The organism is Streptococcus cristatus, from assembly GCF_963529205.1.
In the GTDB taxonomy this organism is placed as follows: Bacteria; Bacillota; Bacilli; order Lactobacillales; family Streptococcaceae; genus Streptococcus; species Streptococcus cristatus_O.
In genome coordinates this window covers 1-22,291 of sequence record NZ_CAURYF010000031.1, presented here as the reverse complement: position 1 = coordinate 22,291, position 22,291 = coordinate 1, and the positions used below count along the sequence as shown (strand labels likewise).

24 protein-coding genes and 2 pseudogenes are annotated in these 22,291 nt (G+C 40.9%); all 26 read left to right on the top strand.

The genetic code is table 11. The features are described 5' to 3' along the window. The coding region (locus RWS39_RS07635; RefSeq protein WP_314482095.1) for a lysozyme family protein at window positions 1-272 on the top strand (272 nt) is incomplete at its 5' end. 86 nt (window positions 273-358) lie between these two features. Then, window positions 359-1,192, top strand: a complete 834-nt coding sequence (locus RWS39_RS07630) for an alpha/beta fold hydrolase (RefSeq protein ID WP_314482092.1) — start codon at window positions 359-361, stop codon at window positions 1,190-1,192. A gap of 29 nt (window positions 1,193-1,221) precedes the next feature. Beyond that, window positions 1,222-1,719: a GAF domain-containing protein gene (locus RWS39_RS07625; RefSeq protein WP_314482089.1), complete on the top strand. Its 498-nt coding sequence runs from the start codon at window positions 1,222-1,224 to the stop codon at window positions 1,717-1,719. Further along, window positions 1,719-3,383 (top strand): DNA polymerase III subunit gamma/tau, encoded by a 1,665-nt coding sequence (gene dnaX, locus RWS39_RS07620; protein ID WP_314482086.1) that lies wholly within the window; start codon window positions 1,719-1,721, stop codon window positions 3,381-3,383. The genes RWS39_RS07625 and dnaX overlap by 1 nt, the downstream gene beginning before the upstream one ends. A gap of 38 nt (window positions 3,384-3,421) precedes the next feature. Continuing rightward, window positions 3,422-3,613 carry a DUF3272 family protein gene (locus RWS39_RS07615; protein WP_314482083.1) on the top strand — a complete coding sequence of 64 codons (192 nt, stop codon included), beginning with the start codon at window positions 3,422-3,424 and terminating at the stop codon, window positions 3,611-3,613. Between the two features lie 213 nt (window positions 3,614-3,826). Then, window positions 3,827-5,110, top strand: coding sequence for a 3-phosphoshikimate 1-carboxyvinyltransferase (aroA, locus tag RWS39_RS07610; protein ID WP_314482080.1), 1,284 nt, complete (start codon window positions 3,827-3,829; stop codon window positions 5,108-5,110). Next, entirely contained in the window at window positions 5,103-5,579 is a 477-nt protein-coding gene (locus RWS39_RS07605; protein ID WP_314482077.1) for a shikimate kinase, read from the top strand. Before aroA ends, RWS39_RS07605 begins: the two co-directional genes overlap by 8 nt. Continuing rightward, the gene (pheA, locus tag RWS39_RS07600; RefSeq protein ID WP_314482074.1) at window positions 5,576-6,424 is read left to right on the top strand and encodes a prephenate dehydratase; all 849 of its coding nucleotides are present in this window, start codon (window positions 5,576-5,578) and stop codon (window positions 6,422-6,424) included. Before RWS39_RS07605 ends, pheA begins: the two co-directional genes overlap by 4 nt. Continuing rightward, the gene (locus tag RWS39_RS07595; RefSeq protein WP_314482071.1) at window positions 6,421-7,758 is read left to right on the top strand and encodes an LCP family protein; all 1,338 of its coding nucleotides are present in this window, start codon (window positions 6,421-6,423) and stop codon (window positions 7,756-7,758) included. The genes pheA and RWS39_RS07595 overlap by 4 nt, the downstream gene beginning before the upstream one ends. Window positions 7,759-7,939: 181 nt before the next feature. Continuing rightward, window positions 7,940-9,295 (top strand): 23S rRNA (uracil(1939)-C(5))-methyltransferase RlmD, encoded by a 1,356-nt coding sequence (gene rlmD, locus RWS39_RS07590; protein ID WP_314482068.1) that lies wholly within the window; start codon window positions 7,940-7,942, stop codon window positions 9,293-9,295. A 693-nt stretch (window positions 9,296-9,988) separates the two neighbouring features. Continuing rightward, the gene (locus RWS39_RS07585) at window positions 9,989-10,222 is read left to right on the top strand and encodes a hypothetical protein (protein WP_314482065.1); all 234 of its coding nucleotides are present in this window, start codon (window positions 9,989-9,991) and stop codon (window positions 10,220-10,222) included. A gap of 491 nt (window positions 10,223-10,713) precedes the next feature. Further along, on the top strand, window positions 10,714-10,809 hold the full coding sequence (locus tag RWS39_RS07580) for a hypothetical protein (RefSeq protein WP_227963890.1): 96 nt from the start codon (window positions 10,714-10,716) through the stop codon (window positions 10,807-10,809). Beyond that, window positions 10,800-11,024: a recombinase family protein gene (locus tag RWS39_RS07575; protein WP_314482099.1), complete on the top strand. Its 225-nt coding sequence runs from the start codon at window positions 10,800-10,802 to the stop codon at window positions 11,022-11,024. Before RWS39_RS07580 ends, RWS39_RS07575 begins: the two co-directional genes overlap by 10 nt. 138 nt (window positions 11,025-11,162) lie before the next feature. Next, window positions 11,163-11,327 carry a recombinase family protein gene (locus tag RWS39_RS07570; protein ID WP_314482062.1) on the top strand — a complete coding sequence of 55 codons (165 nt, stop codon included), beginning with the start codon at window positions 11,163-11,165 and terminating at the stop codon, window positions 11,325-11,327. A gap of 558 nt (window positions 11,328-11,885) precedes the next feature. Continuing rightward, window positions 11,886-12,839, top strand: a complete 954-nt coding sequence (locus RWS39_RS07565) for a phospholipase D-like domain-containing protein (RefSeq protein ID WP_314482059.1) — start codon at window positions 11,886-11,888, stop codon at window positions 12,837-12,839. Window positions 12,840-12,944: 105 nt separating this feature from the next. Continuing rightward, window positions 12,945-13,318, top strand: a pseudogene (locus RWS39_RS07560) (hypothetical protein). 240 nt (window positions 13,319-13,558) lie between these two features. Continuing rightward, window positions 13,559-15,325, top strand: a complete 1,767-nt coding sequence (locus tag RWS39_RS07555) for a glycoside hydrolase family 13 protein (RefSeq protein ID WP_314482055.1) — start codon at window positions 13,559-13,561, stop codon at window positions 15,323-15,325. 155 nt (window positions 15,326-15,480) lie between these two features. Continuing rightward, window positions 15,481-15,792: a hypothetical protein gene (locus tag RWS39_RS07550; RefSeq protein WP_125390604.1), complete on the top strand. Its 312-nt coding sequence runs from the start codon at window positions 15,481-15,483 to the stop codon at window positions 15,790-15,792. Between the two features lie 242 nt (window positions 15,793-16,034). After that, window positions 16,035-16,922, top strand: a complete 888-nt coding sequence (locus tag RWS39_RS07545) for a DUF4300 family protein (protein ID WP_314482052.1) — start codon at window positions 16,035-16,037, stop codon at window positions 16,920-16,922. A gap of 54 nt (window positions 16,923-16,976) precedes the next feature. Continuing rightward, complete coding sequence (locus RWS39_RS07540) at window positions 16,977-17,168, top strand: hypothetical protein (RefSeq protein WP_314482049.1); 192 nt, start codon at window positions 16,977-16,979, stop codon at window positions 17,166-17,168. Then, window positions 17,161-17,616, top strand: coding sequence for a hypothetical protein (locus RWS39_RS07535; RefSeq protein ID WP_314482046.1), 456 nt, complete (start codon window positions 17,161-17,163; stop codon window positions 17,614-17,616). The genes RWS39_RS07540 and RWS39_RS07535 overlap by 8 nt, the downstream gene beginning before the upstream one ends. 24 nt (window positions 17,617-17,640) lie before the next feature. Further along, a complete protein-coding gene (locus tag RWS39_RS07530; RefSeq protein ID WP_314482043.1) occupies window positions 17,641-18,390 on the top strand; it encodes a CPBP family intramembrane glutamic endopeptidase in 750 nt (249 codons plus the stop codon). A gap of 29 nt (window positions 18,391-18,419) precedes the next feature. Next, window positions 18,420-18,500 (top strand): annotated as a pseudogene (locus RWS39_RS07525) (CPBP family intramembrane glutamate endopeptidase); the annotation flags it as partial. A gap of 179 nt (window positions 18,501-18,679) precedes the next feature. Then, a complete protein-coding gene (locus tag RWS39_RS07520) occupies window positions 18,680-20,107 on the top strand; it encodes a helix-turn-helix domain-containing protein (RefSeq protein WP_314482040.1) in 1,428 nt (475 codons plus the stop codon). A 159-nt stretch (window positions 20,108-20,266) separates the two neighbouring features. Continuing rightward, entirely contained in the window at window positions 20,267-21,775 is a 1,509-nt protein-coding gene (gene glpK / locus RWS39_RS07515) for a glycerol kinase GlpK (RefSeq protein ID WP_314482037.1), read from the top strand. Window positions 21,776-21,843: 68 nt separating this feature from the next. Further along, window positions 21,844-22,291 (top strand): FAD-dependent oxidoreductase (locus tag RWS39_RS07510; RefSeq protein WP_314482034.1); only part of this gene is annotated, 448 nt, incomplete at its 3' end.

Genomic DNA, 22,291 nt, shown 5'->3' with positions numbered 1-22,291 from the left:
TTTGGACAGCGGTTCAGGCCTACAATTTTGGTCAGGCCTATATCGACTATGTGGCACAAAATGGCGGTGAGAATACGCTTGAGCTAGCGAAAAAATACTCAAAAGAAGTAGTTGCACCGAGTCTTGGCAATGTGACTGGAAAAACCTATTCATACTATAATGTACTTTCTATTTTTTACGGGCCCAAGCTTTATATCAATGGTGGAAATTACTATTATTCACGGCAGGTGCGACTAAATATGTACCTTATCCGCTTTATGGGGTGGCTGTAAACAGATGATTTGAGTATAGCTTGCCTTTCTATAGGAATAAATTGAGATAAACTATACTAAACCAATTAGAATGTGAGTGTAGAACTTTGATTGAAAAGACATATGAAACACCAAGTGGAATAATTCATTACTGGACAAATGATGCTGTTGAATCATCCCAAAGTGCTCTTATCTTTTTGCCTGGGCTAACGGCTGACCATAGGTTATTTGAAAAGCAAATAGAATATTTTAAAGATACATATAGAGTCTTGGTTTGGGACGCACCTGGACACGCTTCATCTTATCCATTTCGTCTCGATTTTAGCTTGTTTGATATGGCAAAATGGTTAGATGGAATATTTCTCAAAGAGGGAATTGAAAAGCCAATCATAATTGGTCAGTCAATGGGAGGATATGTAGGACAGGTTTATGCTCAACTTTTTCCTGAGAAATTAAAAGGCCTTGTTACGATTGATTCACCTTCTCTGCAAAGGAACTATTATACAGCTATGGAGTTGTGGCTCTTAAAAAATATGGAGGCAATTTATAGAATCTATCCATGGAAATCTCTTTTGAAATCTGGGCCTAAAAGCGTATCAACAACAGACTATGGAAGAAAACTGATGTATGATATGATGATGGTTTATGATGGCGATCAAAAAAGGTATGCTCGTCTTGCGGGATACGGATATAAGATATTTTCAGAAGCAGTAGAGAAGAAGCTTTCTTATGAAGTAAAATGTCCACAATTGGTTATATGTGGAAAAGAAGATCGTGCAGGGTCTTGTATACGATATTTGAAAGCCTATGAAAAAAATACTGGGAAGTCTGTTCAATGGATTGATAAGGCGGGACATAATTCTAATACCGACAAACCCGATATTGTAAATAGACTGATTGATGAATTTTTGAATAACAAAATTAAAGAAAAGCTTGGTTGAAAGACCGGCTTTTTGATATAATAGACTCTATGAACACAAAAGATAAAATTTCAAATTATCAACTGTTACTGGCTCAGCTAGAAGCCTTGCTGGATGGCGAGACCAATGCTATGGCAAATCTGTCGAATGCTAGCGCCCTGCTTAATCAAGCCCTGCCTCATTCGGTTTTTACTGGTTTCTATCTTTTTGATGGGTACGAGCTGATTTTGGGGCCTTTTCAGGGCGGTGTTTCCTGTGTCCATATTGCGCTAGGCAAGGGTGTCTGTGGGGAGTCAGCTGAGAAAGAGCAGACGATTATCGTAGATGATGTGAGCCAGCATGCCAACTATATCTCCTGTGATAGCCGGGCTAAGAGCGAAATTGTGGTGCCCATGGTAAAAGACAGCCGACTGCTTGGGGTGCTGGATTTGGACTCAGCCTTGACGGGTGACTATGATAAGCTAGATCAGGAATATCTGGAAAAGTTCGTCCAGATTTTGCTTGAAAAAACGACGTGGAATTTTGAAATGTTTGGAGAAAAAGCCTAATGTATCAAGCTTTATATCGGAAGTACCGAAGTCAGACCTTTGGACAGCTGGTGGGACAGCAGGTAGTAGCCACCACCCTGCGTCAGGCTGTGGAGCAAGGGAAAATCAGCCATGCCTATCTCTTTTCTGGCCCACGTGGAACAGGGAAGACCAGTGTTGCCAAGATTTTTGCCAAGGCAATGAACTGTCCGAATCAAAAGGACGGCGAGCCCTGCAATGACTGCTATATCTGTCAGGCTATCACTGAGGGAAGTCTTGAAGACGTCATTGAAATCGACGCGGCTTCTAATAATGGTGTCGATGAGATTCGTGATATTCGGGACAAGTCCACCTATGCGCCTAGTCTGGCTAAGCACAAGGTCTATATCATTGACGAGGTACACATGCTCTCAACTGGAGCCTTTAACGCCTTGCTTAAGACCTTGGAAGAGCCGACGGAAAATGTAGTCTTTATCCTAGCGACGACAGAGCTACATAAGATTCCAGCGACCATTCTTTCCCGTGTCCAGCGTTTTGAATTTAAGTCTATCAAGACGCAGGACATTATTGGTCATATTGAGTGGATTTTGGAGCAGGAAGGCATTGATTTTGAGCAAGAAGGTGTGCAGATTATTGCCCGTCGAGCTGAGGGCGGTATGCGGGATGCCTTGTCTATCCTCGATCAGGCTCTTAGCTTAACTCAGGAAAATCGTTTGACAACGGACATTGCCGAAGAAATCACAGGCTCTATCAGCTTAGGTGCCTTGGATGCCTATGTAGCAGCCTTGATTGCTCATGATGCAGTCACGGCCTTAGATAATCTCAATCTGATTTTTGATAGCGGTAAAAACATGGCTCGTTTTGTGACGGACCTCCTGCAATATCTGCGTGACTTGATTATTGTCAAAACTGGTGGGGAAAATCATCATGCCAGCGAGCTCTTTCTGGAAAATATCAAGACACCGCAGGAGACTCTCTTTGCCATGATTGAGATAGCGACCAAGAGTTTAGCGGATATCAAGAACAGCCTGCAGCCTAAGATTTATACAGAAATGATGACCATTCGACTGGCTGAGGAAAAAGCAGGTTTGGACCAGATCCCTGACAACTTGGCAGAAGAACTGTCTAATCTCAAGCAGGAAATCCAAGAGCTTAAGCAACAATTAGCCAATGTCGGCAGTCAGCCAGCTCCAGTAGCTAAGAAATCAGAGGCACGACCTCAAAAAGCCAAGACCTATCGCGTAGACCGCAATAAGGTCAATGCCATCTTGGAAGAGGCGGTGGAAAATCCTGAATTGGCTCGCAGCAATTTGACCAAGCTGCAAAATGCTTGGGGTGAAATTATCGAGAGTCTGGCAGGAGCGGACAAGGCTCTGCTCATTGGTTCACAGCCAGTCGCAGCCAATGAAAACCATGCTATTTTGGCTTTTGAGTCTCATTTCAACGCTGAGCAGACTATGAAAAGAGAAAATCTCAATACCATGTTTGGGAATCTGCTGAGCAATGCTGCTGGCTTTTCACCAGATATTCTGGCCATTTCTTTCGAGGACTGGACTCAGATTCGGGCAGAATTTTCAGCTAGAAGTCGTAGCAATAAAGCAGAAGTAGCTGAAAAGCAGGAAGAAAGTTTGATACCGGAAGGCTTTGATTTTTTAGCGGAAAAAATTACTGTTCAAGATGATTGAATTTAGATTTTTGTGGTTTTTCATGCTATAATGGAAGAATGAATAGACGACAATTTATAGTAATGGCGGCTTTTACAGCCCTAGAAACATATTTTTTTAATGAAGCAATCATGTCTGAGAACTATCTGATGGCTATTTTCTGGGCTATCTTGATTGGTCGCAATCTGCAGATTAGCTATATGATGGGGCGGATTATGGATGAGATTGATAAGCATCTAGGACACAAATAATGACTAAATCAGAGATTGACTAGAGTGAGAATCTGGCACTCTAGAGTGGTTTTGACAAGGAACAAAGGGAGGCTGAGAGACGATTGTCGCAGCCTCTTTTATGATGTAGAAAAGGGAGAAAAGAGCAAGAAGTCGGAATGAATACAAGAATTTTTTAGAAAATTGCTATTTTTATGATAAAATAGAAGTTAGTAGCAATTGAAAGGGGCATCTATGAAGTTAAGAACAAAGGTAAAAGGCCTGAATGGTCGCATCCGTGTGCCGGGCGACAAATCAATCAGTCACCGTTCGATTATGTTCGGGAGCTTGGCCAAGGGCCTTACAGTGGTTCACGATATTTTGAGAGGTGAGGATGTCCTTTCTACGATGCAGGTCTTTCGTGATTTAGGCGTTAAGATAGAGGATGATGGAAAGACTGTCAAGATCCATGGTGTTGGGTTTGATGGTCTCAAGGCGCCACACAATAAATTAGACATGGGAAATTCAGGAACCTCTATCCGCTTGATCTCAGGTGTCTTAGCAGGTCAGGATTTTGCAGCAGAGATGTTTGGGGATGATAGTTTGTCCAAGCGTCCGATGGATCGGGTGACCCTGCCTCTTAGTCAAATGGGTGTGGATATTTGGGGTCAGACAGAACGAGCTTTACCGCCACTTCACATCCATGGCCGAAAAGATTTAAAGCCTATCCATTATCAGCTGCCAGTAGCTTCTGCTCAGGTCAAATCAGCCTTGATTTTTGCGGCCTTGCAGGCTCAAGGCGAGTCGGTCATCATTGAAAAGGAAATCACCCGTAACCATACAGAAGATATGATTGTCCAATTTGGTGGTCAAATTGAGGTCAAGGATAAAGAAATCCGTGTGCAGGGTGGTCAGACCTTTACAGGGCAAGAAGTGAGAGTGCCTGGTGATATTTCCAGCGCAGCCTTCTGGCTGGTTGCAGGCTTGATTCTGCCCCATTCCAAAATCGTCCTAGAAAATGTAGGAATCAATGAAACTCGGACGGGGATTCTTGATGTTATCAAGGCAATGGGCGGTAAGATGACCCTTTCTAATATAGATGAGATGGCCAAATCCGCTACGATTACCGTTGAGACTTCTGAGCTGAAGGGAATGGAGATTGGCGGAGAAATTATTCCGCGCTTGATAGACGAGCTTCCGATTATTGCCCTTTTAGCCACCCAAGCTGAGGGCAGAACGGTGATCCGAGATGCCGAGGAGTTAAAGGTCAAAGAAACCGATCGGATTCAGGTTGTCGCAGATGCTTTAAATAGCATGGGAGCAGCTATAACTCCCACAGCAGATGGCATGATTATCGATGGAAAAACGCCTCTTCATGGTGCAACCATCAATACATTCTGCGATCATCGTATTGGAATGATGGCAGCCATTGCGGCTCTATTAGTTTCGGATGGAGAGGTGGAGCTGGAGCGGGCAGAGGCTATCAATACAAGCTATCCAAGCTTCTTTTCAGACTTGGAGGACTTGGTGAATGGCTAAGATTTTACTTGGCTTCATGGGAGCGGGAAAATCAACGATTGCGAGAGCCTTGTCAGCAGATTTTCTGGATATGGACGAGCTGATTGTCCAAAAAATCGGCATGTCCATCCAAGAGTATTTTTCTAAATATGGTGAGCCATCCTTTCGGAAAATTGAAGCTGAAGTCTTGGATGAGTGTATCAAGCAGGATATCGTGCTTTCTACAGGCGGCGGTGTCGTCTTGAGTCCCCAAAACCGTGACTTATTAGCTCAAAATTCCCAAAATATTTATCTGAAAGCTGACTTTGAGACCCTCTTTCGTCGGATTGAGCAAGATGAGGAAAATCAGCGCCCCTTGTATCTGACCAAGAGCAAGGCAGATTTGCAGGAGATTTTTGGACAAAGGCAGGCTCTTTATGAGGCAGTCGCGACACAGACAATTGACGTGGTAGGAAAAACGCCACAAGAAATTATTGAGGAAATTCAATGAGAGTAGCTTTTTTAGGACCCAAGGGATCTTTTTCCCACCATGTTGCCCAAGAAGCCTTTCCCCAAGCAGACTTGGTGCCCTATCAAAATATCACAGAAGTGATGAAGGCCTATGAAGGGAAAGAGGTGGATTATTCAGTTGTTCCCGTGGAAAATTCGATTGAAGGAAGTGTCCATGAGACCTTGGATTATCTTTTCCATCAGGCTGAGATTCAAGCGGTAGCAGAGATTATTCAGCCCATTAAGCAGCAGTTGTTGGCGACCAGTTTGGACAAGCCCATTGAGAAAGTATTTTCTCATCCTCAGGCGCTTGCTCAAGGGAAGGGCTATATTCGCCAGCATTATCCAGAAGCAGCAATAGAAATTACAGCCAGTACAGCCTATGCGGCTTGCTTTGTAGCAGAGCATCCTGACCAACCTTTTGCGGCTATTGCACCGCGGACTGCGGCAGTTGAGTATGGTCTGCAAGTGGTGGCTCAGGATATTCAGGAAATGGAGGAAAATTTCACTCGTTTCTGGATTTTAGGACAAACCACCCCTGCTCTTAAGCTTGTAAAGCAAGAGGAAAAGCAGAGTTTGGCTCTGACTTTACCGGATAATCTGCCCGGTGCATTGTATAAGGCCTTATCAACCTTTGCTTGGCGTGGCATTGACCTGACAAAGATTGAAAGCCGCCCTCTTAAAACAGCCCTTGGGGAATATTTCTTTATTATTGATATTGATAATGAACGGAAAGAATTAGTGGATTTCGCTTACCAAGAGCTTACCGCACTTGGTATCACCTTTAAAATTCTAGGCAGTTATCCCGTTTTTCAAATTCAGGATTATAGATTGGAGCAGAGATGAGAGAAACAGAAAATCTGAGTCGACACGAGCAGTTAAGGCTGGATTATCTCCATACAAACTATTACTATCTTAACGAACATGAAAAAGAGGAGTATCAATACCTCCGCCAAAAGTCGAAAGGACGGTCAGATGTTGCACAAAGAACGTCTACCAAGCAGACCGTGCAGGCTTTGCCAGAGGATCCGAAGACGGATTCATCCGGCTTGTTACCCAAATACCCGGGTAAAGGTACTCTCAGCAGAAGCCAAAAGAATTCCCGTGCTTCTTTAAAGCAAGAAGCGAAAAAATCAACTCAGAAACCTCCGAGAACCTACAAAAAAATTCGTCCGAAGCGCGTGCTGATGTGGCTCCTGATTTTTGTGCTTTTGGTTGTTTCTGGCATGCTCTTTATGTTTTTCAAAGGCTTAAATACAGCGAGACCAGGAAATCTTAAAGCAGCTGATGTTGAGTACTTTGATGGTCATGATGCTCGAGATGGGATCAATATTCTTGTTTTAGGGACAGACGGACGAATTGGAGAAAATTCAACGGAGACTCGGACCGATTCAATTATGGTCTTGAACGTTGGCAATAAAGATCATAAAATGAAGTTAGTCAGCTTTATGCGTGATACCTTGATTCATATTGACGGTGTCAGCAATTCCTACACGGAGCCGACGGATGATGATTATTATGATCAAAAATTGAACTCCGCCTATACTTTTGGTGAACAAGACAATCATCGTGGAGCTGAGGCAGTTCGTCAAGCTTTGAAAGATAACTTCGATATTGACATTAAATACTATGCTCTAGTGGACTTTAACACCTTTGCGACTGCAATTGACACCCTCTTTCCAAATGGTGTATTTATGGATGCTAAATTTTCGACCATTGATGGCGAAAAGGTCACAGAAGTGGAAGTTCCAGATGATTTGAACATGAAGGATGGAGTGGTTCCTACTCAAACCATCAAGGTTGGTCGTCAGCACATGGACGGTCGGACGCTCTTAAACTATGCCCGCTTCCGTAAGGACGATGAGGGTGACTTTGGTCGTACCCGCCGCCAGCAAGAAGTCTTGACCGCTATCATGCAGCAGATAAAAGACCCTACGAAGCTTTTTACAGGATCTGAAGCATTAGGAAAAGTTTTTGCCTTGACCTCGACCAATGTACCTCAGAGTTTTATTTGGTCACAAGGCTTATCCTTGGTGCTTGATTCACGCAATGGGATAGAGCGCCTCACTATACCAGAACTAGGTGACTGGACGGATACCTATGATATGTATGGTGGACAAGGACTCTTGATTGATTTTGAAGCCTATAAAGAAAGATTGAAACAAATGGGATTAAGATAAGGCTCTTATGATATAATGGGAAGTGACAGATTTTGTCTCTTCCCTTTCTTTTTGGAAAATAGCAGAGCAGAAATGTGAACATATTTTCCAATAGGAAGAAAGAAATAAACAGTAGAAATCCTGTGATTCCCTGCTTTAGTATAATTGTAGTTGAGCGCAGGATGGATTAGAAAGTAAAGAAATGTTAAAAAAGAACGATATTATTGAAGTAGAAATTGTAGATCTGAGTCATGAGGGAGCGGGTGTGGCCAAGGTAGACGGCCGCGTCTTTTTCGTTGAAAATGCCTTGCCGAGTGAAGTGATCCGCATGCGTGTCCTCAAGGTAAATAAAAAAATCGGCTTTGGCCGAGTTGAGGAATTTGTGAAGAAGTCTGACCAGCGCAATGAGCATGTCGATTTGGCCTATCTGCGGACTGGAATTGCTGATTTGGGGCACTTGTCCTACCCAGCCCAGCTAGCTTTTAAAGGCAAGCAAGTGCAGGACTGTCTTTATAAAATTGCTGGCATTTCAGACGTGGAAGTGCTGGAGACACTGGGCATGGATCAGCCACTGGCCTACCGTAATAAAGCACAGGTGCCAGTCCGTCGTGTCAATGGACAGCTGGAAACTGGCTTTTTCAGGAAAAATTCCCATGATCTCCTGCCGATTGAGGATTTTTACATTCAGGATCCAGTTATCGACCAAGTCATCGTTTTTGTACGTGACTTGCTGCGCCGTTTTGACCTTAAGCCTTACGATGAGAAGGAGGGCACTGGACTGATCCGCAATCTGGTTGTTCGCCGTGGCCACAATTCGGGTGAAATTATGGTGATTTTGGTGACCAGCCGGCCTAAGATTTTTCGAGTAGAGCAGCTGATTGAGCGTTTGACAGAGGCATTCCCAGCTATCAAGTCCATCATGCAAAATATCAACGACCAGCCAGGCAATGCTATTTTCGGTAGGGAATTTCGGACACTCTACGGACAAGACTTTATCACTGATAGCATGCTGGGCAAGCAATTCCAGATTGCTGCGCCAGCCTTTTATCAAGTCAATACTGAGATGGCGGAGAAGCTGTATCAGACGGCCTTTGGCTTTGCTGATTTTAAAAAAGAGGATATTGTGCTGGATGCCTACTCGGGTATTGGCACCATTGGCCTGTCGCTGGCTGACCGAGTCCAGCAGGTCTATGGAGTCGAGGTCATTCCTGAGGCTGTGGAAAATAGTCAGCGCAACGCAGAACTCAACGGTATCACCAATGCTAGCTATGTTTGCGCCCCTGCGGAACAAGCCATTCAAACTTGGCTGGATCAGGGAATCAAGGCGGATGTCATCCTAGTCGATCCGCCGCGCAAGGGCTTGACAGAGAGCTTTATCACTTCCAGTGTCAGCATGGAACCCCAGCGGATCGTCTATATCTCCTGCAATGTCGCAACCATGGCGCGTGATATCAAACTCTATCAAGAGCTGGGATATGAGCTGAAGAAAGTCCAGCCAGTGGACCTATTTCCGCAGACGCATCATGTGGAGGCGGTAGCACTGCTTGTAAAAGCTTAGAAACCTTTTGATAAATCGCAATAATGAAAATCCTTGATTTCAAGGCTTTTTGTGATATGTGAGGAAGTATCAGACTGAGAGTAGTAGTTGAGTGTCTTGGTCTGATAGGTGGTGTTACTGAGTTTTTATTTCCATTTACACTTAGGGGATACATTTATTACCAATGAGCATGACTTTATGGGAATGAATGTGTCCCCTCTTATATATGAATTTTAGGCAAGATTTGGTCTTGGAGAAATTTGTAGATGTTGTTGATGAATTTCTTAACACAGCTTGAGGTTTTATTTTTGAGAACATTAGGAGTAAAATTATGATTGTTTATTTGAATATTTCATGATAGAATAAGATTGAAATATTGAATCTTCTGTTATCGGGGATAGGGGTTCGACTCCCCTCCTCATCATTTGCTGCTAACCGATGTTTCAGACTCCTCGACCTTTTGGCTTTTGTCCACACAAGTTGGTATAGAAATACTTATAGACTTAGTAAGCGATGGGTTGTTCAATGTATTGAATGTAATGGAGGGCAAGATTATGGCGTTAATAATTTCGCAGGGTTCAAAATTTCTAATGTGTCTCGTCGCAGCGGTGAGGAGCTTCGGTAGCGTTTATGCAGAGCTAGCGAGACACTACAAAAGAGTATTGCAGATAATGGAATACTCTTTTGTAGTGTTATATGGATTGGAGTTATATTGTGGTAGATTCTATTATTGTTAATGCGTTAAAAAGTGGGATCGATAGTCCTAAATATGAAGGATTTAATGCCTGTGCTTACTTAACTTTTGATATTCTTAATGGTGAGAAAGATAAGTTAATAACGAAAATTTCTTCGGGTGAATATCTTTCTTCAGAAGAACAGTATTTTTTGGCAAGACTTGATAAACTTATGAAAGTTCTCAATGAAGAATATAACGAATTTAAGTTTTAATCTATAGATTAGTGTAATTTGAAGAGGCTGGGCAAAAACTGTCCAGCCTTGGATGTTTAATAGGCGTAACTGTATGACGCAGTGGTTGATTGGTATGTTCGTTCGCTTTTTAAGCTCCAAAGATGACCTAATCAACTGTACGGGGGTGGGAAAACGAACTCTTTTTAACCAGTCAGGGTTCTTTCCCACTCCTTTTATTTTATATACTACAATTGTAGATTTCTGGAAAGGAGATAAAACATATGGTAAGAAGGAATCCAAGAAAGACTACTCACCAGCAATAGCGTATTCTTGACGCATTCGAAAATGAACATACAGCTGAAATTATTCTAGCTAAGCGTGAGTTTACTGATGTAAAGACTACCAAGTTGCGCGTGGCTGCATATTGTAGGGGGAGCAACTTTGATGAATCACAGTCTGGAAGTTTTGGACTTCAGAAACAAACCTATACTGAAAAGATTAACAACAATCCAGACTAGGAACTTGCTGGTATTTATGCGGACCAAGGTGCTTCAGGTACAACTATTAAGCGGCGTGAGCAATTTAAACAGATGATTGATGACTGCCGTGAAGGTAAATCGATTTAATAATTGTAAAGAGCGTTAGTCTGTTTGCCCGTAATCAGTTAGACTTTATTGGTATCTATCGAGAACTTAAGTCTCTACCAAATCCAGTGGGAATTTATATCGAGGATATCAATCTCAATACCCTAGATACAAATAGTCAGTTTATTCTTGGAGTTATGTCCATCGTTGCTCAAGGTGAAAGTGAGCAAAAGAGTGCGTCATCACTTGGTTGGTAATAGAACGATTTAAGAGAGGAATACCAATCATTCCCACTCATAATTTACTCGGCTATACAAAACCAATATGGACGTATTGTGATATATGAGTCAGAAGCAAAAATAGTTCGATTCAATTATGACTCATATATCGATGGCATGTCTGTTCGAGAGATTGTAGAGTCATTAATGGATAGTCACATTCCTACAGTCATAGGACTAGATAATTGGTCTAACCTAGCAATCTATAACATTCTCAAGAATGAGAAGTACAAGGGCGAAATCATCATGCAAAAGACTTTTACTGTTGATTGCTTTCAATAAGGAAACTAAGGTTATGGGAATTCAAGTTTGCCGTGCTAAAACTAGAGGTTCGTTCAAGTTTTCAAAACCAGAGGGTGAGCAGAAGGGGATTGTGTAAGTTATGAATAAGAACCTGAAAGAAACTTTGCTTCATATCATGCTAGAGTAGAAAAGCGATAAACGTTACAAAATCGCGGGTATCCATATACCAGAGGATAAGTCATTCGTATTTGAATTAACTAAATTTGAAGAACTGCCTGACTTTCGTAAAAACGAATCAGATGTTAAGAAATAATTAAGTCGGAGCTGCTACACTATAGTCACTCCTAAATAACTTTTTCTTCTTCATAATCTTCTAAAGTAAGATTACTATTGTGGTGGTCTTGCTTTTTTTAATATTTTTATGTAAGCGCGTTTGTGGTATAATATAGTCAGATAATGCTCAGGAGAAATTAGTATGCGAAATGATATTCAGCCATCACTACAGACTATAGTATTACTAGTGGTCATAGATGATTGAATTTAAAATTGGCTAATATGATAAATTTATAAATAGAAAGGAAAGCGAGTTAAAAAGTTATGGCAGCATATCATTTAAAATCTAAGTCTGACAATGGTGGGGATACATACCGTTTAGATAGTATCGAATTATTATCACATATTAATTTTCACAGTATATTTGAAGAAATTTCTAGTTCGGCTAAAATCGACATCGTTACCTACAGTTTTTATGATGATGAATTTGTAAAACAACTTTTCCGTGGAAAAAACAATGTCAGAGTCCTATTAAGTAAAATACATAAGCAAAGTCAACATTACGAAGATTTAATTCAGGAGATTGGACCTAATTCAGAGGTGATTCAAGTCGAAGGGACCCATGCTAAAATTATTCTAGCTGAGCCTAATTTTGTGTATCTAGGATCTCAAAATATTGATCAGTCAGACTGGTTTCAGACCGGTGTTATTATTCGGGATCAAGATATTTATAATTATTATCTCAATATTGTGGATGATTTAGCAAACGGGAAATCGCCTTACAATTTTTCACATAGAAGTTCGGATTATGTTCCACCAAATTATACTAAAATTCCTTTTGAGCCCTTTAAACCGTCAATTTCATCAAAAACATTGCATAATGTTGAAGTTAAATTCTCTAAACAGTTAAACTGGAATCAAAAATTCAATGGATTACATAATAGAAAAATTATTATTACGACCTATACACTCCCAAATTTAGACTACATTCGCACAATGTTAGAAAAACTCTTTAAACAGCAAAACGATGTAACAATCTATGCAAATTCAATAGCTCAACCAACTTTAGAGAAACTTGGAAATGAGTTTCCAAGTTTGAATTTTGAAACAAGACCAAATTTACATTCAAAGATGGTTTTAGTTGATAATAATATCGTATGGATTTCATCTCAAAATTTCGGGACAAGCACTTGGTTTGAGAATACATTGAATATTAAGAGTAATGATGCTTATTGCTTTTTTGAAAACACACTAAGGGAGTTCCTACTAAACAAATAATCAATTGTTACGCTGAAATTTATTTCGTTTAGAATAGGAAGTTGATTAAAACAAACGATGTTCCTAAATATTGTATTTCAAATCATTTAGATGGTTTGAAAGTTTATGTTTTCCATATTAGGTGCAGTATTATTTGGAATTATATCAATTATGACCGTTCTTGTTGCTTGCGGCCTGCCTTTGGGCGAATTTACAATGGGTGGACAACATAAAATCTTACCTAAGAAATTTAGAATTGCGGCAGTCATTTCGGTAGCTATCCAAATTTTTGCCATGATCATTATTTTGAAGCCGGAGGTTTTATTCCCTTGTGGCTGTCTTTTAAGGTTACTAGATATATTTGTTTCTTCTTTGCAGCTTACCTATCTTTGAATACGATTATGAACATGGTTTCAAAAAGTAAAAAAGAAAAATATGTTATGACTCCGATTTCACTTATAGCCGGAATATGTTTTTGGATAACGGCGTTGCAGATGTAGCATGTAGAAAATGATGTCGAACGCTGGTAGTTATAGCATGAACTTTTACATAGTATTTTAAGGAATATATTGTGTTATGTTTTGGAAAGAACATTATAAGCCTTGACCTCAAGGCTTTTTACTATGTACCCAAACAACACCTTGCAATCGTTTTTTTAAAGTGATATACTAGGACTAGGTTTTGAAATCGTTTGCACAAAATTGCGATAAGCTTATAATGAGAAATCTAGGAGAGAAAATATGGAATTGTCAGCTATTTATCACAGGCCAGAGTCGGAGTATGCTTATCTTTATAAAGATAAGACAATGCACATTCGCATTCGGACGAAAAGGGGAGATATTGAAAGTATAACCTTGCACTATGGAGATCCTTTTATTTTTATGGAGAACCATTATGAAGAGAGTAAGGAAATGGTCAAAGTCACCTCCGATGCTTTGTTTGATTATTGGCAGGTGGAGGTTTCAGTCGACTATGCGCGACTTCAGTATCTCTTTGAGATTAAGGATAAGCAAGGACAGAGTATCTTGTATGGCGATAAGGGGTGTGTTGAAAACACGCTAGAAAACCTTCATTACGAAGGAAACGGCTTTAAGCTTCCTTATATTCATGAAATTGATGCTTGCCATGTTCCTGACTGGGTAGCAGAGACGGTATGGTACCAGATTTTCCCAGAACGCTTTGCTAATGGCAATCCTGAGATTTCACCTGAAGGTGCGCTAGCTTGGGATTCGTCGATTACTCCTAAAAGTGAGGATTTCTTTGGTGGAGATTTACAAGGGATTATTGACCATCTAGATTACTTGCAAGACTTGGGCATTACAGGCCTTTATCTCTGTCCTATCTTTGAATCCCCGAGCAATCACAAGTACAATACGACGGATTATTTCGAAATTGATCGTCATTTTGGAGACAAGGAAACTTTTCGTAAACTGGTGGAGGAGGTCCATCAGAGAGGCATGAAAATCATGCTGGACGCTGTTTTTAACCATATCGGAGACCAATCTCCTCAATGGCAGGATGTTCTCAAACATGGAGAAAATTCAGTTTACAAAGACTGGTTCCACATTCAGGAGTTCCCAGTGACAAAGGATAAGCTTGCAAATCCAAGAAAGCTCCCTTACCATACCTTTGCCTTTGAGAGCTATATGCCCAAGCTAAATACGGCGAATCCGGAAGTGAGGGACTATTTGTTGAGCGTTGCGACCTACTGGATTGAAGAGTTTCATATCGATGCTTGGCGACTGGATGTAGCTAATGAGGTGGACCACCAATTTTGGAGAGATTTCCGTAAGGCTGTCTTGGCTAAAAAAACTGACCTTTATATTCTTGGGGAAGTCTGGCACACTTCTCAGCCTTGGCTAAATGGTGATGAGTTCCACGCAGTTATGAACTATCCTCTCTCTGAGAGTATCAAGGATTATTTCTTGCGAGGGGTCAAGAAAACCAGTCAATTCATTGATGAGATCAATGGTCAGTCTATGTATTATAGACAGCAGATTTCGGAAGTGATGTTTAATCTTCTGGATTCGCACGATACGGAGCGCATTCTAGCTACTGCCAAAGGTGATACACAACTTGTTAAGTCTGCCTTAGCCTGCCTCTTTTTACAAAGAGGAACACCGTGTTTCTACTATGGAACCGAGCTAGAGTTAGATGGAGGAACAGATCCAGATTGTCGTCGTGTTATGCCTTGGGAACGTGTTTCCAGTGACAATGACATGCTCGATTTCATGAAGAAATTGATTCAGCTTCGCAAGAGTGTTTCAGACATTATCCAGCATGGAACCTATAGCCTGAAAGAAATCAAGCCGGATGTGCTATCTCTGGAATGGGATTATGATGGTCAAAAGGTCCGAGCAATTTTTAACCAATCAACTGAAAACTATCTTTTAGATAGTGATTCTGCAACTCTAGCAAGTCATTGCCAAATTTCGGATGGACAGTTTCATATTTTACCAAAAGGCTTCGTAATCTTTGCGGAAGTTTTGGAAACTGCTGCAAATTAATTTTTGGAAAACTGACTTAAAGACTTATCAAAGTTATTCAGCTTTCAAAAATCAAATCTAAAAGCAGCCTGTTCAAGTTATATATTTGTAGTTTTTAGGGCTTAGGTGTATAATGAGTCCTTAGCAAGTAACTTACTAGAAAAGAGGAGTTCAGAATGGAATTAAAAGATTTTACCCAAAAAGAGCAGGAGCAAATCAAAGAGGGGCTTAGTACAGCTGTCATTAGCGATAAGGAAGCTGCTAAAAAGATTTTGGACCTTGTGCCACAAGAATGGCTTAAGCGAATTCCTTTCCTTGTGAGAGGGCATGCAACGACCAAGACGGTTGAGCGAGTTGCCAAGCAATACCCAGAACTTTACGCTGTGGCCAAGCAAGCAGGAGAGCTTCCTGAAAAGGAGCGTGAAGAATTGCGCGCCATCATGACAGCTATTTTTGAAGAAAAGATGAACAAGCACAAGATTAAGTAGACTTACCAGTGTATAGTGATTCATTTTCTTTAAGTTGGCATTTGGAGTTGGGTACTCTACCTTGTTCATTAATTCATAAATTAAAGTGACTGCACTTTTATCAACTGCAGTCATTTATTATGGCTTAAGGAAGTTTCTATCCAAGATATATTTTTCCTTTCTGTTTTTCAGTATTTCTTGATATAATAACAAGAGGAATTATTTGAAGATGAATATAGGAAAGATGTAAAAAGGACGAAAGAATGAAGAAAGTAAAAAAGATTGTGTTGATGAGTGCCTGCACTTTGGCAATTCTTGGCTTAGCTGCATGTGGGAAGGCACAAAAGCAATCAAACGGCAGTCAAGAGAATCCAACAGTTGGTCAGACTAGCTCAGAAAAATACCCATGGAAGGCAACTTATTCAAATCTAAATAGTCAAAAAAGTGTCGAAGAAGTTAAGAGTCTGTTGGCTGCCGACTTGGATAAAGGCAGTGTCGATAACTTTGTCAATCTAGTCAATGACTACAACAGTCTTGTCGGCTCGACTGGATTAAGGGGCGATTTCACTAAATTTACCAAAACAGAATATGATGTGGAAAAAATCAATCCTCTATGGCAGGCCAAGAAGGGCGATTTTATCGGGACAAATTGCCGCATTAATACTTATACCTTGCTGAAAAATAGCATCGAAATACCTCAAATAGCAAAGGATGACGAACTCTTGTTCATTGATAATGATTCGATTGACAAGGGCAAGCTCTTTGATGCCAAGGACAAGGAAGAATTTAACATCCTATTCTCAAGGGTCAAAACCGAAGCGACCCAAGATGTCAAGGTACATGCTAAGAAGATGGAGGAATACTTCAAACAGTTCAAGTTTAACGAAAAGGCTCGGATGCTCTCCGTCATCGTCCACGACAATCTTGACGGTGATTCTCTCTTTGTAGGGCATGTCGGCGTCTTGGTTCCAGATAAAGACGGCTATCTATTTGTCGAAAAGTTGACCTTTGAGGAGCCATACCAAGCTATAAAATTTGCCAGCAAAGAAGATGTCTACAAATACTTGCAGACAAAATATAAAGACTACACAGGGGAAGGACTGGCTAAGCCTTTTATCATGGACAATGATAAGTGGGTAGAGGGGAAATAGAATTTCTAGTTAGTTAAGTTTTATGGAAACTTTAGCTAAGGGAAGGATATAAAGATGGATAAAAAACAGATATATTTTTCGATTGCCCTTATTCTTATCGGTTTTCTATTTGTGGAATCAAGTATTTATATCATACCCTATATTGAAGGATTAAAAGAACTAGAAATAGTTGTTTTTGTAATCGGAATTCTTATTTTACTAGGTGTCATCATCTTATCAGCAAAGACTAAGAGGCATAATGATTAAAGAGCAGTACTTACGAATAAAAGATTTAGAAATTATTTTATGGGAATTTATTGCTCATAAAGTAGAGGAATTGTCCGTCTTCAAAGCCTTATCTGAGAATTTGCCCTATCTTAATAGAGAAAAGCTAGATATGGTTGATTCATCCGAAATTCATGATAGCGACGGTCTTACTATTGTAGACTTGCAGCAGAATGATAGGGAATTGTTCATTCGCTTTGAAATGGACTTTCAACTAATGGGCTGGGCATCTGCTAGCAATGACTATGCAGCCTATATCCAAGCGACTCTTGTCGGAAGTTGTCGAGTTGACTTGAAGGCAAAGCTTGCTTTTTCTGACAAGAATGTAAATGCTCTCACTAAAGCTCAATTATTGGAATATGGTGAAAAATTGATTTTGGATTTAGAATTCCAATACCGAGATGTTGAAGGTTCTGAACACTATAGATGATGAAACCTTTAAAGGAATTATGATATGGATAGAAAGCAAGCACTGTCTATTTATTTGCTAGGTACCTTTGCTCAACTATTGCTAGTGAGTCTCCTAGTTTGGTTTTTAAGAGCAGGAAGAATGAAAGTTGATTTTACGTCAACAATTGGAATAATTGCCATTGTTTTAGGTGGCTTATCATCTGTTTGTTGGGGCAGTCTTGCCAGTATTGGTTACCATCAATCTAGTTTCAAAAAACTTCTAAAAGATTTTTTTCAAGTCAAAGATAGTCTAGCTAATTATTGTTTGGTACTTGTTTTCCTGTTCCTAGACTTTTTGCCATTTATCTTAGGTGGTAAGATAAACACTCAATCGTTGCTCTTGCCAGTGGTACTCTTTTTCAAGGCTCTTCTTTTTGGCGGAGTTGAAGAAATTGGCTGGCGTTATTTCTTTCAGCCGACCTTGCAGGAAAGAATACCCTATTTATCAGCTACTCTTATTACCTTTTTAGCCTGGTCTAGCTGGCATATTTTTTACTTCTACATTGAAGGTTCTTTAGGTATCATTCAGTTACTCCCTTTTCTAGTAGGCCTACTAACCAACTGTTTTATTTTATCGGCTTTGTATCATAAAACACAAAATTTATGGATTTGTGTCATGGCTCATGCTTGGATCAACTCCTTGTCTCAGATTTTAGTGAATGAAGATATATGGCTATCTGTAATCAGTAAATTGCTTATTGTCAGTTTAGCCATCATCATTGCAAGAAAGAAGTATGTAAGGGAGGAAAAATGACAAAATTTATTTCAAAATAATCAGTCGCTATCTGGTATGCATTGATTGCCCTCCTTGATGATCTTTTAGTAGGGCAAGTTATCCTTTGTTTTTTTCCAGATGAGAGTAGTACGGAGCCTCTCTCCTTGTATCCTCGCTCACATGTTGATTGATGGTTTAGCTGTTATTATGCTGGTTCAGGTTTCCTTTTTTCGCTTATGCTTTGAAGGATGTAGCAGATGAAGCAGATTGCTTCGTCTTTTTTTATTTTTGTGTTAAGCTAAGATTAGCAAACTGAAAGGTTTTTCCGATGTATCTAGCAGACTTAATGGAAAAGAGTGAAGCGGGGCAGTTTATTGTCCTGTCCTATTTACAGCAACATTCTACATCCAGTTTGAAGGACGTTATATCTGAAACCGGCTTCTCGAAAGCAACCTTGACCAAGTATATTAGCTTGATTAACGACAAGGCCGCGGACCATCATGCGGCCTTATCTATCCAGCTTCAGGACGAAACGCTCAGTCTGTCTATTGGATCTGACACCAAGGGACGGGACATTCGCAGACTTTTTTTGGACAATGCTGTCAAATACCAGATTTTAGACTACCTGCTCTATCATCAGCAGTTTTTAGCCCATCAATTGGCACAGGAACTGATGATTAGCGAAGCGACCCTCGGCCGCCATATAGCTGCTCTAAATCAGATTTTATCAGAGTTTGAGCTATCTATCCAAAATGGTCGCTTGAAAGGTCCTGAGCACCAGATCCGCTATTTTTATTTTTGCCTCCTTCGCAAGGTCTGGTCCAGCCAAGATTGGGAAAAGGAACTTCAAAAATCAGAAAGAAGGCAGGAAGTTACCGTCTTAGAAGAACTTTGCGGAGCCCAACTCTCTCAAGGGCAGAAGCTAGACTTGGCCCTTTGGGCGCATATTACCCAACAGCGCCTGAGAGTCAATGCCTGTCAATTCCAAAATATTGAACAGAAAATGCAGGGCTATTTTGAAAATATCTTCTACCAGCGCTTGCATCGCAGGACAAATGATTTCTTTGCCGGACAGCACATCACCCTGAGTCTCGAAGATGGCGAAATGATGATTTTCTTTTCATTTCTGCTTTCCCATCGGATTCTGCCCCTGCACACCATGGAGTATATACTGGGCTTTGGTGGTGAAATTGCCAGTCTGATTACGCAACTGATTCAAGAAATGAAGAGTCAGGACTTGCTTGGTGACTACATCGAAGACCAAGTGACCTACGAACTAAGCCAGCTCTGCGCCCGCGTCTTTCTTTTCCGAGGCTATCTCTTGCAGGATAAATACAAGCACGATCTGGAATTGCACCATCCTTACTTATGGAGCGAAGACGATTATCGACAAGTGGCAGACACTATTTTTAGCAAACTGCCTATTTTCCAGCAGGGAACATCTCTGGATAAAAAGGTTTTGTGGGAATGGCTCCAGCTGATGGAGTACATTGCTGAAAATGACGGTCAAGTCATCAAGATAGGCATGGACTTGACGGATAGCTTTATCGTTGTTTCTAGAATGACGGCTATTTTAAGACGATATTTAGAGTACAATCGCTTTATTAGTATTGAAGCCTACGATCCAGCCAAAAACTATGACCTCATCATCACCAACAATCCCATTCATCAGAGCCCGCAGGTTCCTGTTTATTATTTAAAAAATGACTTGGATTTGGAAGATTTGGCTCAAATCCGTCACATGATATTTGATTAAGAAACCTAGAGAAATCTAGGTTCTTTTGTGATTTTCACACAATCTCCTCACATTTTTTTAAAATTTTAAAAAAATTGATGAACAAGAAAGCGCTTTATTTTATATACTAGTTACTGTAAAGAGGAAATCTCCTCAAGATTTTTACCAGGAGGACAGTACATGTCACAAGAAAAATACATTATGGCCATTGACCAAGGAACTACTAGTTCCCGTGCCATCATCTTTAACAAAAGGGGAGAGAAGGTCAGCTCTAGCCAAAAAGAATTTACTCAGATTTTCCCTCAAGCTGGATGGGTTGAGCACAATGCCAATGAAATTTGGAATTCTGTTCAATCAGTAATTGCTGGAGCCTTTATCGAAAGTGGTGTGAAACCAAGTCAAATCGAAGCCATCGGTATCACCAACCAGCGTGAAACAACTGTCGTCTGGGATAAGAATACAGGTCTTCCTATCTACAATGCTATCGTTTGGCAGTCTCGTCAGACTGCTCCTCTGGCTGAACAGCTGAAAAGCCAAGGCTATGTGGAAAAATTCCATGAAAAGACTGGTTTGATTATTGACGCTTACTTTTCAGCGACTAAGGTTCGTTGGATTTTGGACCATGTAGAAGGTGCTCAAGAGCGAGCTGAAAAGGGTGAATTGCTCTTTGGGACCATTGATACCTGGCTCGTTTGGAAATTAACTGACGGTGCTTCTCACGTGACCGACTACTCAAATGCAGCCCGTACCATGCTCTATAACATCAAGGATCTTAAATGGGATGATGAGATTTTGGAAATCCTCAACATTCCAAAGGCTATGCTTCCAGAAGTTCGTTCTAACTCAGAAATTTATGGTAAGACTGCTCCATTCCATTTCTACGGTGGAGAAGTTCCAATCTCTGGTATGGCTGGTGACCAGCAGGCAGCTCTCTTTGGACAGCTAGCTTTTGAGCCTGGTATGGTTAAAAACACTTATGGAACTGGTTCTTTCATCATCATGAACACTGGTGAAGAGATGCAACTGTCTGAAAACAACCTCTTGACAACTATTGGCTACGGTATCAACGGAAAAGTTTACTATGCTTTAGAAGGTTCTATCTTCATTGCCGGAAGTGCTATTCAATGGCTACGCGACGGTCTTCGGATGGTTGAAAATTCACCAGAATCTGAAAAATATGCCCTCAATTCTCAAAACAATGACGAAGTCTATGTCGTACCTGCCTTTACAGGTCTGGGCGCTCCCTACTGGGATCAAAATGCACGTGGATCTGTCTTTGGCTTGACCCGCGGAACCAGCAAGGAAGACTTTATCAAGGCTACTCTGCAATCCATCGCTTACCAAGTACGGGACATCATTGACACCATGCAGGTGGATGCCAAGACTGCTATTCAAGTCCTCAAAGTCGATGGCGGTGCTGCTATGAACAACTTCCTCATGCAGTTCCAGGCTGACATTTTGGGAATCGATATTGCCCGTGCTAAAAACTTAGAAACAACTGCTCTCGGTGCAGCCTTCTTGGCAGGACTGTCAGTAGGCTACTGGAAAGACTTAGACGAACTCCGGACTCTCAATGAAACAGGAGAACTCTTTGAGCCGTCTATGAATGAATCCCGTAAGGAACAACTCTACAAAGGATGGAAAAAAGCCGTTAAGGCAACCCAAGTCTTTGCAGAAATCAACGACTAATACTGATTCATATTTTGATAATCAAGTCAGTAGAAGCACGAAACGACTAAGTTAGAAAGTGTGTAAATATGGAATTTTCAAAGAAAACACGTGAATTATCGATCAAAAAAATGCAGGAACGCACCTTGGACCTCCTGATTATTGGTGGTGGGATTACCGGTGCTGGAGTAGCCTTGCAAGCAGCTGCTAGTGGCCTGGAGACCGGTCTGATTGAAATGCAGGACTTCGCAGAAGGAACATCTAGCCGTTCAACAAAATTGGTCCACGGAGGCTTGCGTTATCTCAAGCAATTTGACGTGGAAGTAGTGTCAGATACAGTTTCTGAGCGTGCTGTGGTTCAGCAAATTGCTCCTCATATTCCAAAACCAGATCCTATGTTGCTTCCTGTTTATGAAGAAGAGGGCGCTACCTTCAGTCTCTTCCGTCTCAAAGTAGCTATGGACCTCTATGACCTCTTGGCTGGTGTTAACAACACTCCTGCTGCCAACAAGGTCTTGAGCAAGGAAGAAGTCTTAG

What these genes read in the sequence shown, in the direction of transcription:
- RWS39_RS07625 (WP_314482089.1), top strand. Translation starts at nt 1,222, where the DNA reads ATGAACACAAAAGATAAAATTTCAAATTATCAACTGTTACTGGCTCAG.
- dnaX (WP_314482086.1), top strand. Translation starts at nt 1,719, where the DNA reads ATGTATCAAGCTTTATATCGGAAGTACCGAAGTCAGACCTTTGGACAG.
- RWS39_RS07615 (WP_314482083.1), top strand. Translation starts at nt 3,422, where the DNA reads ATGAATAGACGACAATTTATAGTAATGGCGGCTTTTACAGCCCTAGAA.
- aroA (WP_314482080.1), top strand. Translation starts at nt 3,827, where the DNA reads ATGAAGTTAAGAACAAAGGTAAAAGGCCTGAATGGTCGCATCCGTGTG.
- RWS39_RS07605 (WP_314482077.1), top strand. Translation starts at nt 5,103, where the DNA reads ATGGCTAAGATTTTACTTGGCTTCATGGGAGCGGGAAAATCAACGATT.
- pheA (WP_314482074.1), top strand. Translation starts at nt 5,576, where the DNA reads ATGAGAGTAGCTTTTTTAGGACCCAAGGGATCTTTTTCCCACCATGTT.
- RWS39_RS07595 (WP_314482071.1), top strand. Translation starts at nt 6,421, where the DNA reads ATGAGAGAAACAGAAAATCTGAGTCGACACGAGCAGTTAAGGCTGGAT.
- rlmD (WP_314482068.1), top strand. Translation starts at nt 7,940, where the DNA reads ATGTTAAAAAAGAACGATATTATTGAAGTAGAAATTGTAGATCTGAGT.
- RWS39_RS07570 (WP_314482062.1), top strand. Translation starts at nt 11,163, where the DNA reads ATGTCTGTTCGAGAGATTGTAGAGTCATTAATGGATAGTCACATTCCT.
- RWS39_RS07565 (WP_314482059.1), top strand. Translation starts at nt 11,886, where the DNA reads ATGGCAGCATATCATTTAAAATCTAAGTCTGACAATGGTGGGGATACA.
- RWS39_RS07555 (WP_314482055.1), top strand. Translation starts at nt 13,559, where the DNA reads ATGGAATTGTCAGCTATTTATCACAGGCCAGAGTCGGAGTATGCTTAT.
- RWS39_RS07550 (WP_125390604.1), top strand. Translation starts at nt 15,481, where the DNA reads ATGGAATTAAAAGATTTTACCCAAAAAGAGCAGGAGCAAATCAAAGAG.
- RWS39_RS07545 (WP_314482052.1), top strand. Translation starts at nt 16,035, where the DNA reads ATGAAGAAAGTAAAAAAGATTGTGTTGATGAGTGCCTGCACTTTGGCA.
- RWS39_RS07540 (WP_314482049.1), top strand. Translation starts at nt 16,977, where the DNA reads ATGGATAAAAAACAGATATATTTTTCGATTGCCCTTATTCTTATCGGT.
- RWS39_RS07535 (WP_314482046.1), top strand. Translation starts at nt 17,161, where the DNA reads ATGATTAAAGAGCAGTACTTACGAATAAAAGATTTAGAAATTATTTTA.
- RWS39_RS07530 (WP_314482043.1), top strand. Translation starts at nt 17,641, where the DNA reads ATGGATAGAAAGCAAGCACTGTCTATTTATTTGCTAGGTACCTTTGCT.
- RWS39_RS07520 (WP_314482040.1), top strand. Translation starts at nt 18,680, where the DNA reads ATGTATCTAGCAGACTTAATGGAAAAGAGTGAAGCGGGGCAGTTTATT.
- glpK (WP_314482037.1), top strand. Translation starts at nt 20,267, where the DNA reads ATGTCACAAGAAAAATACATTATGGCCATTGACCAAGGAACTACTAGT.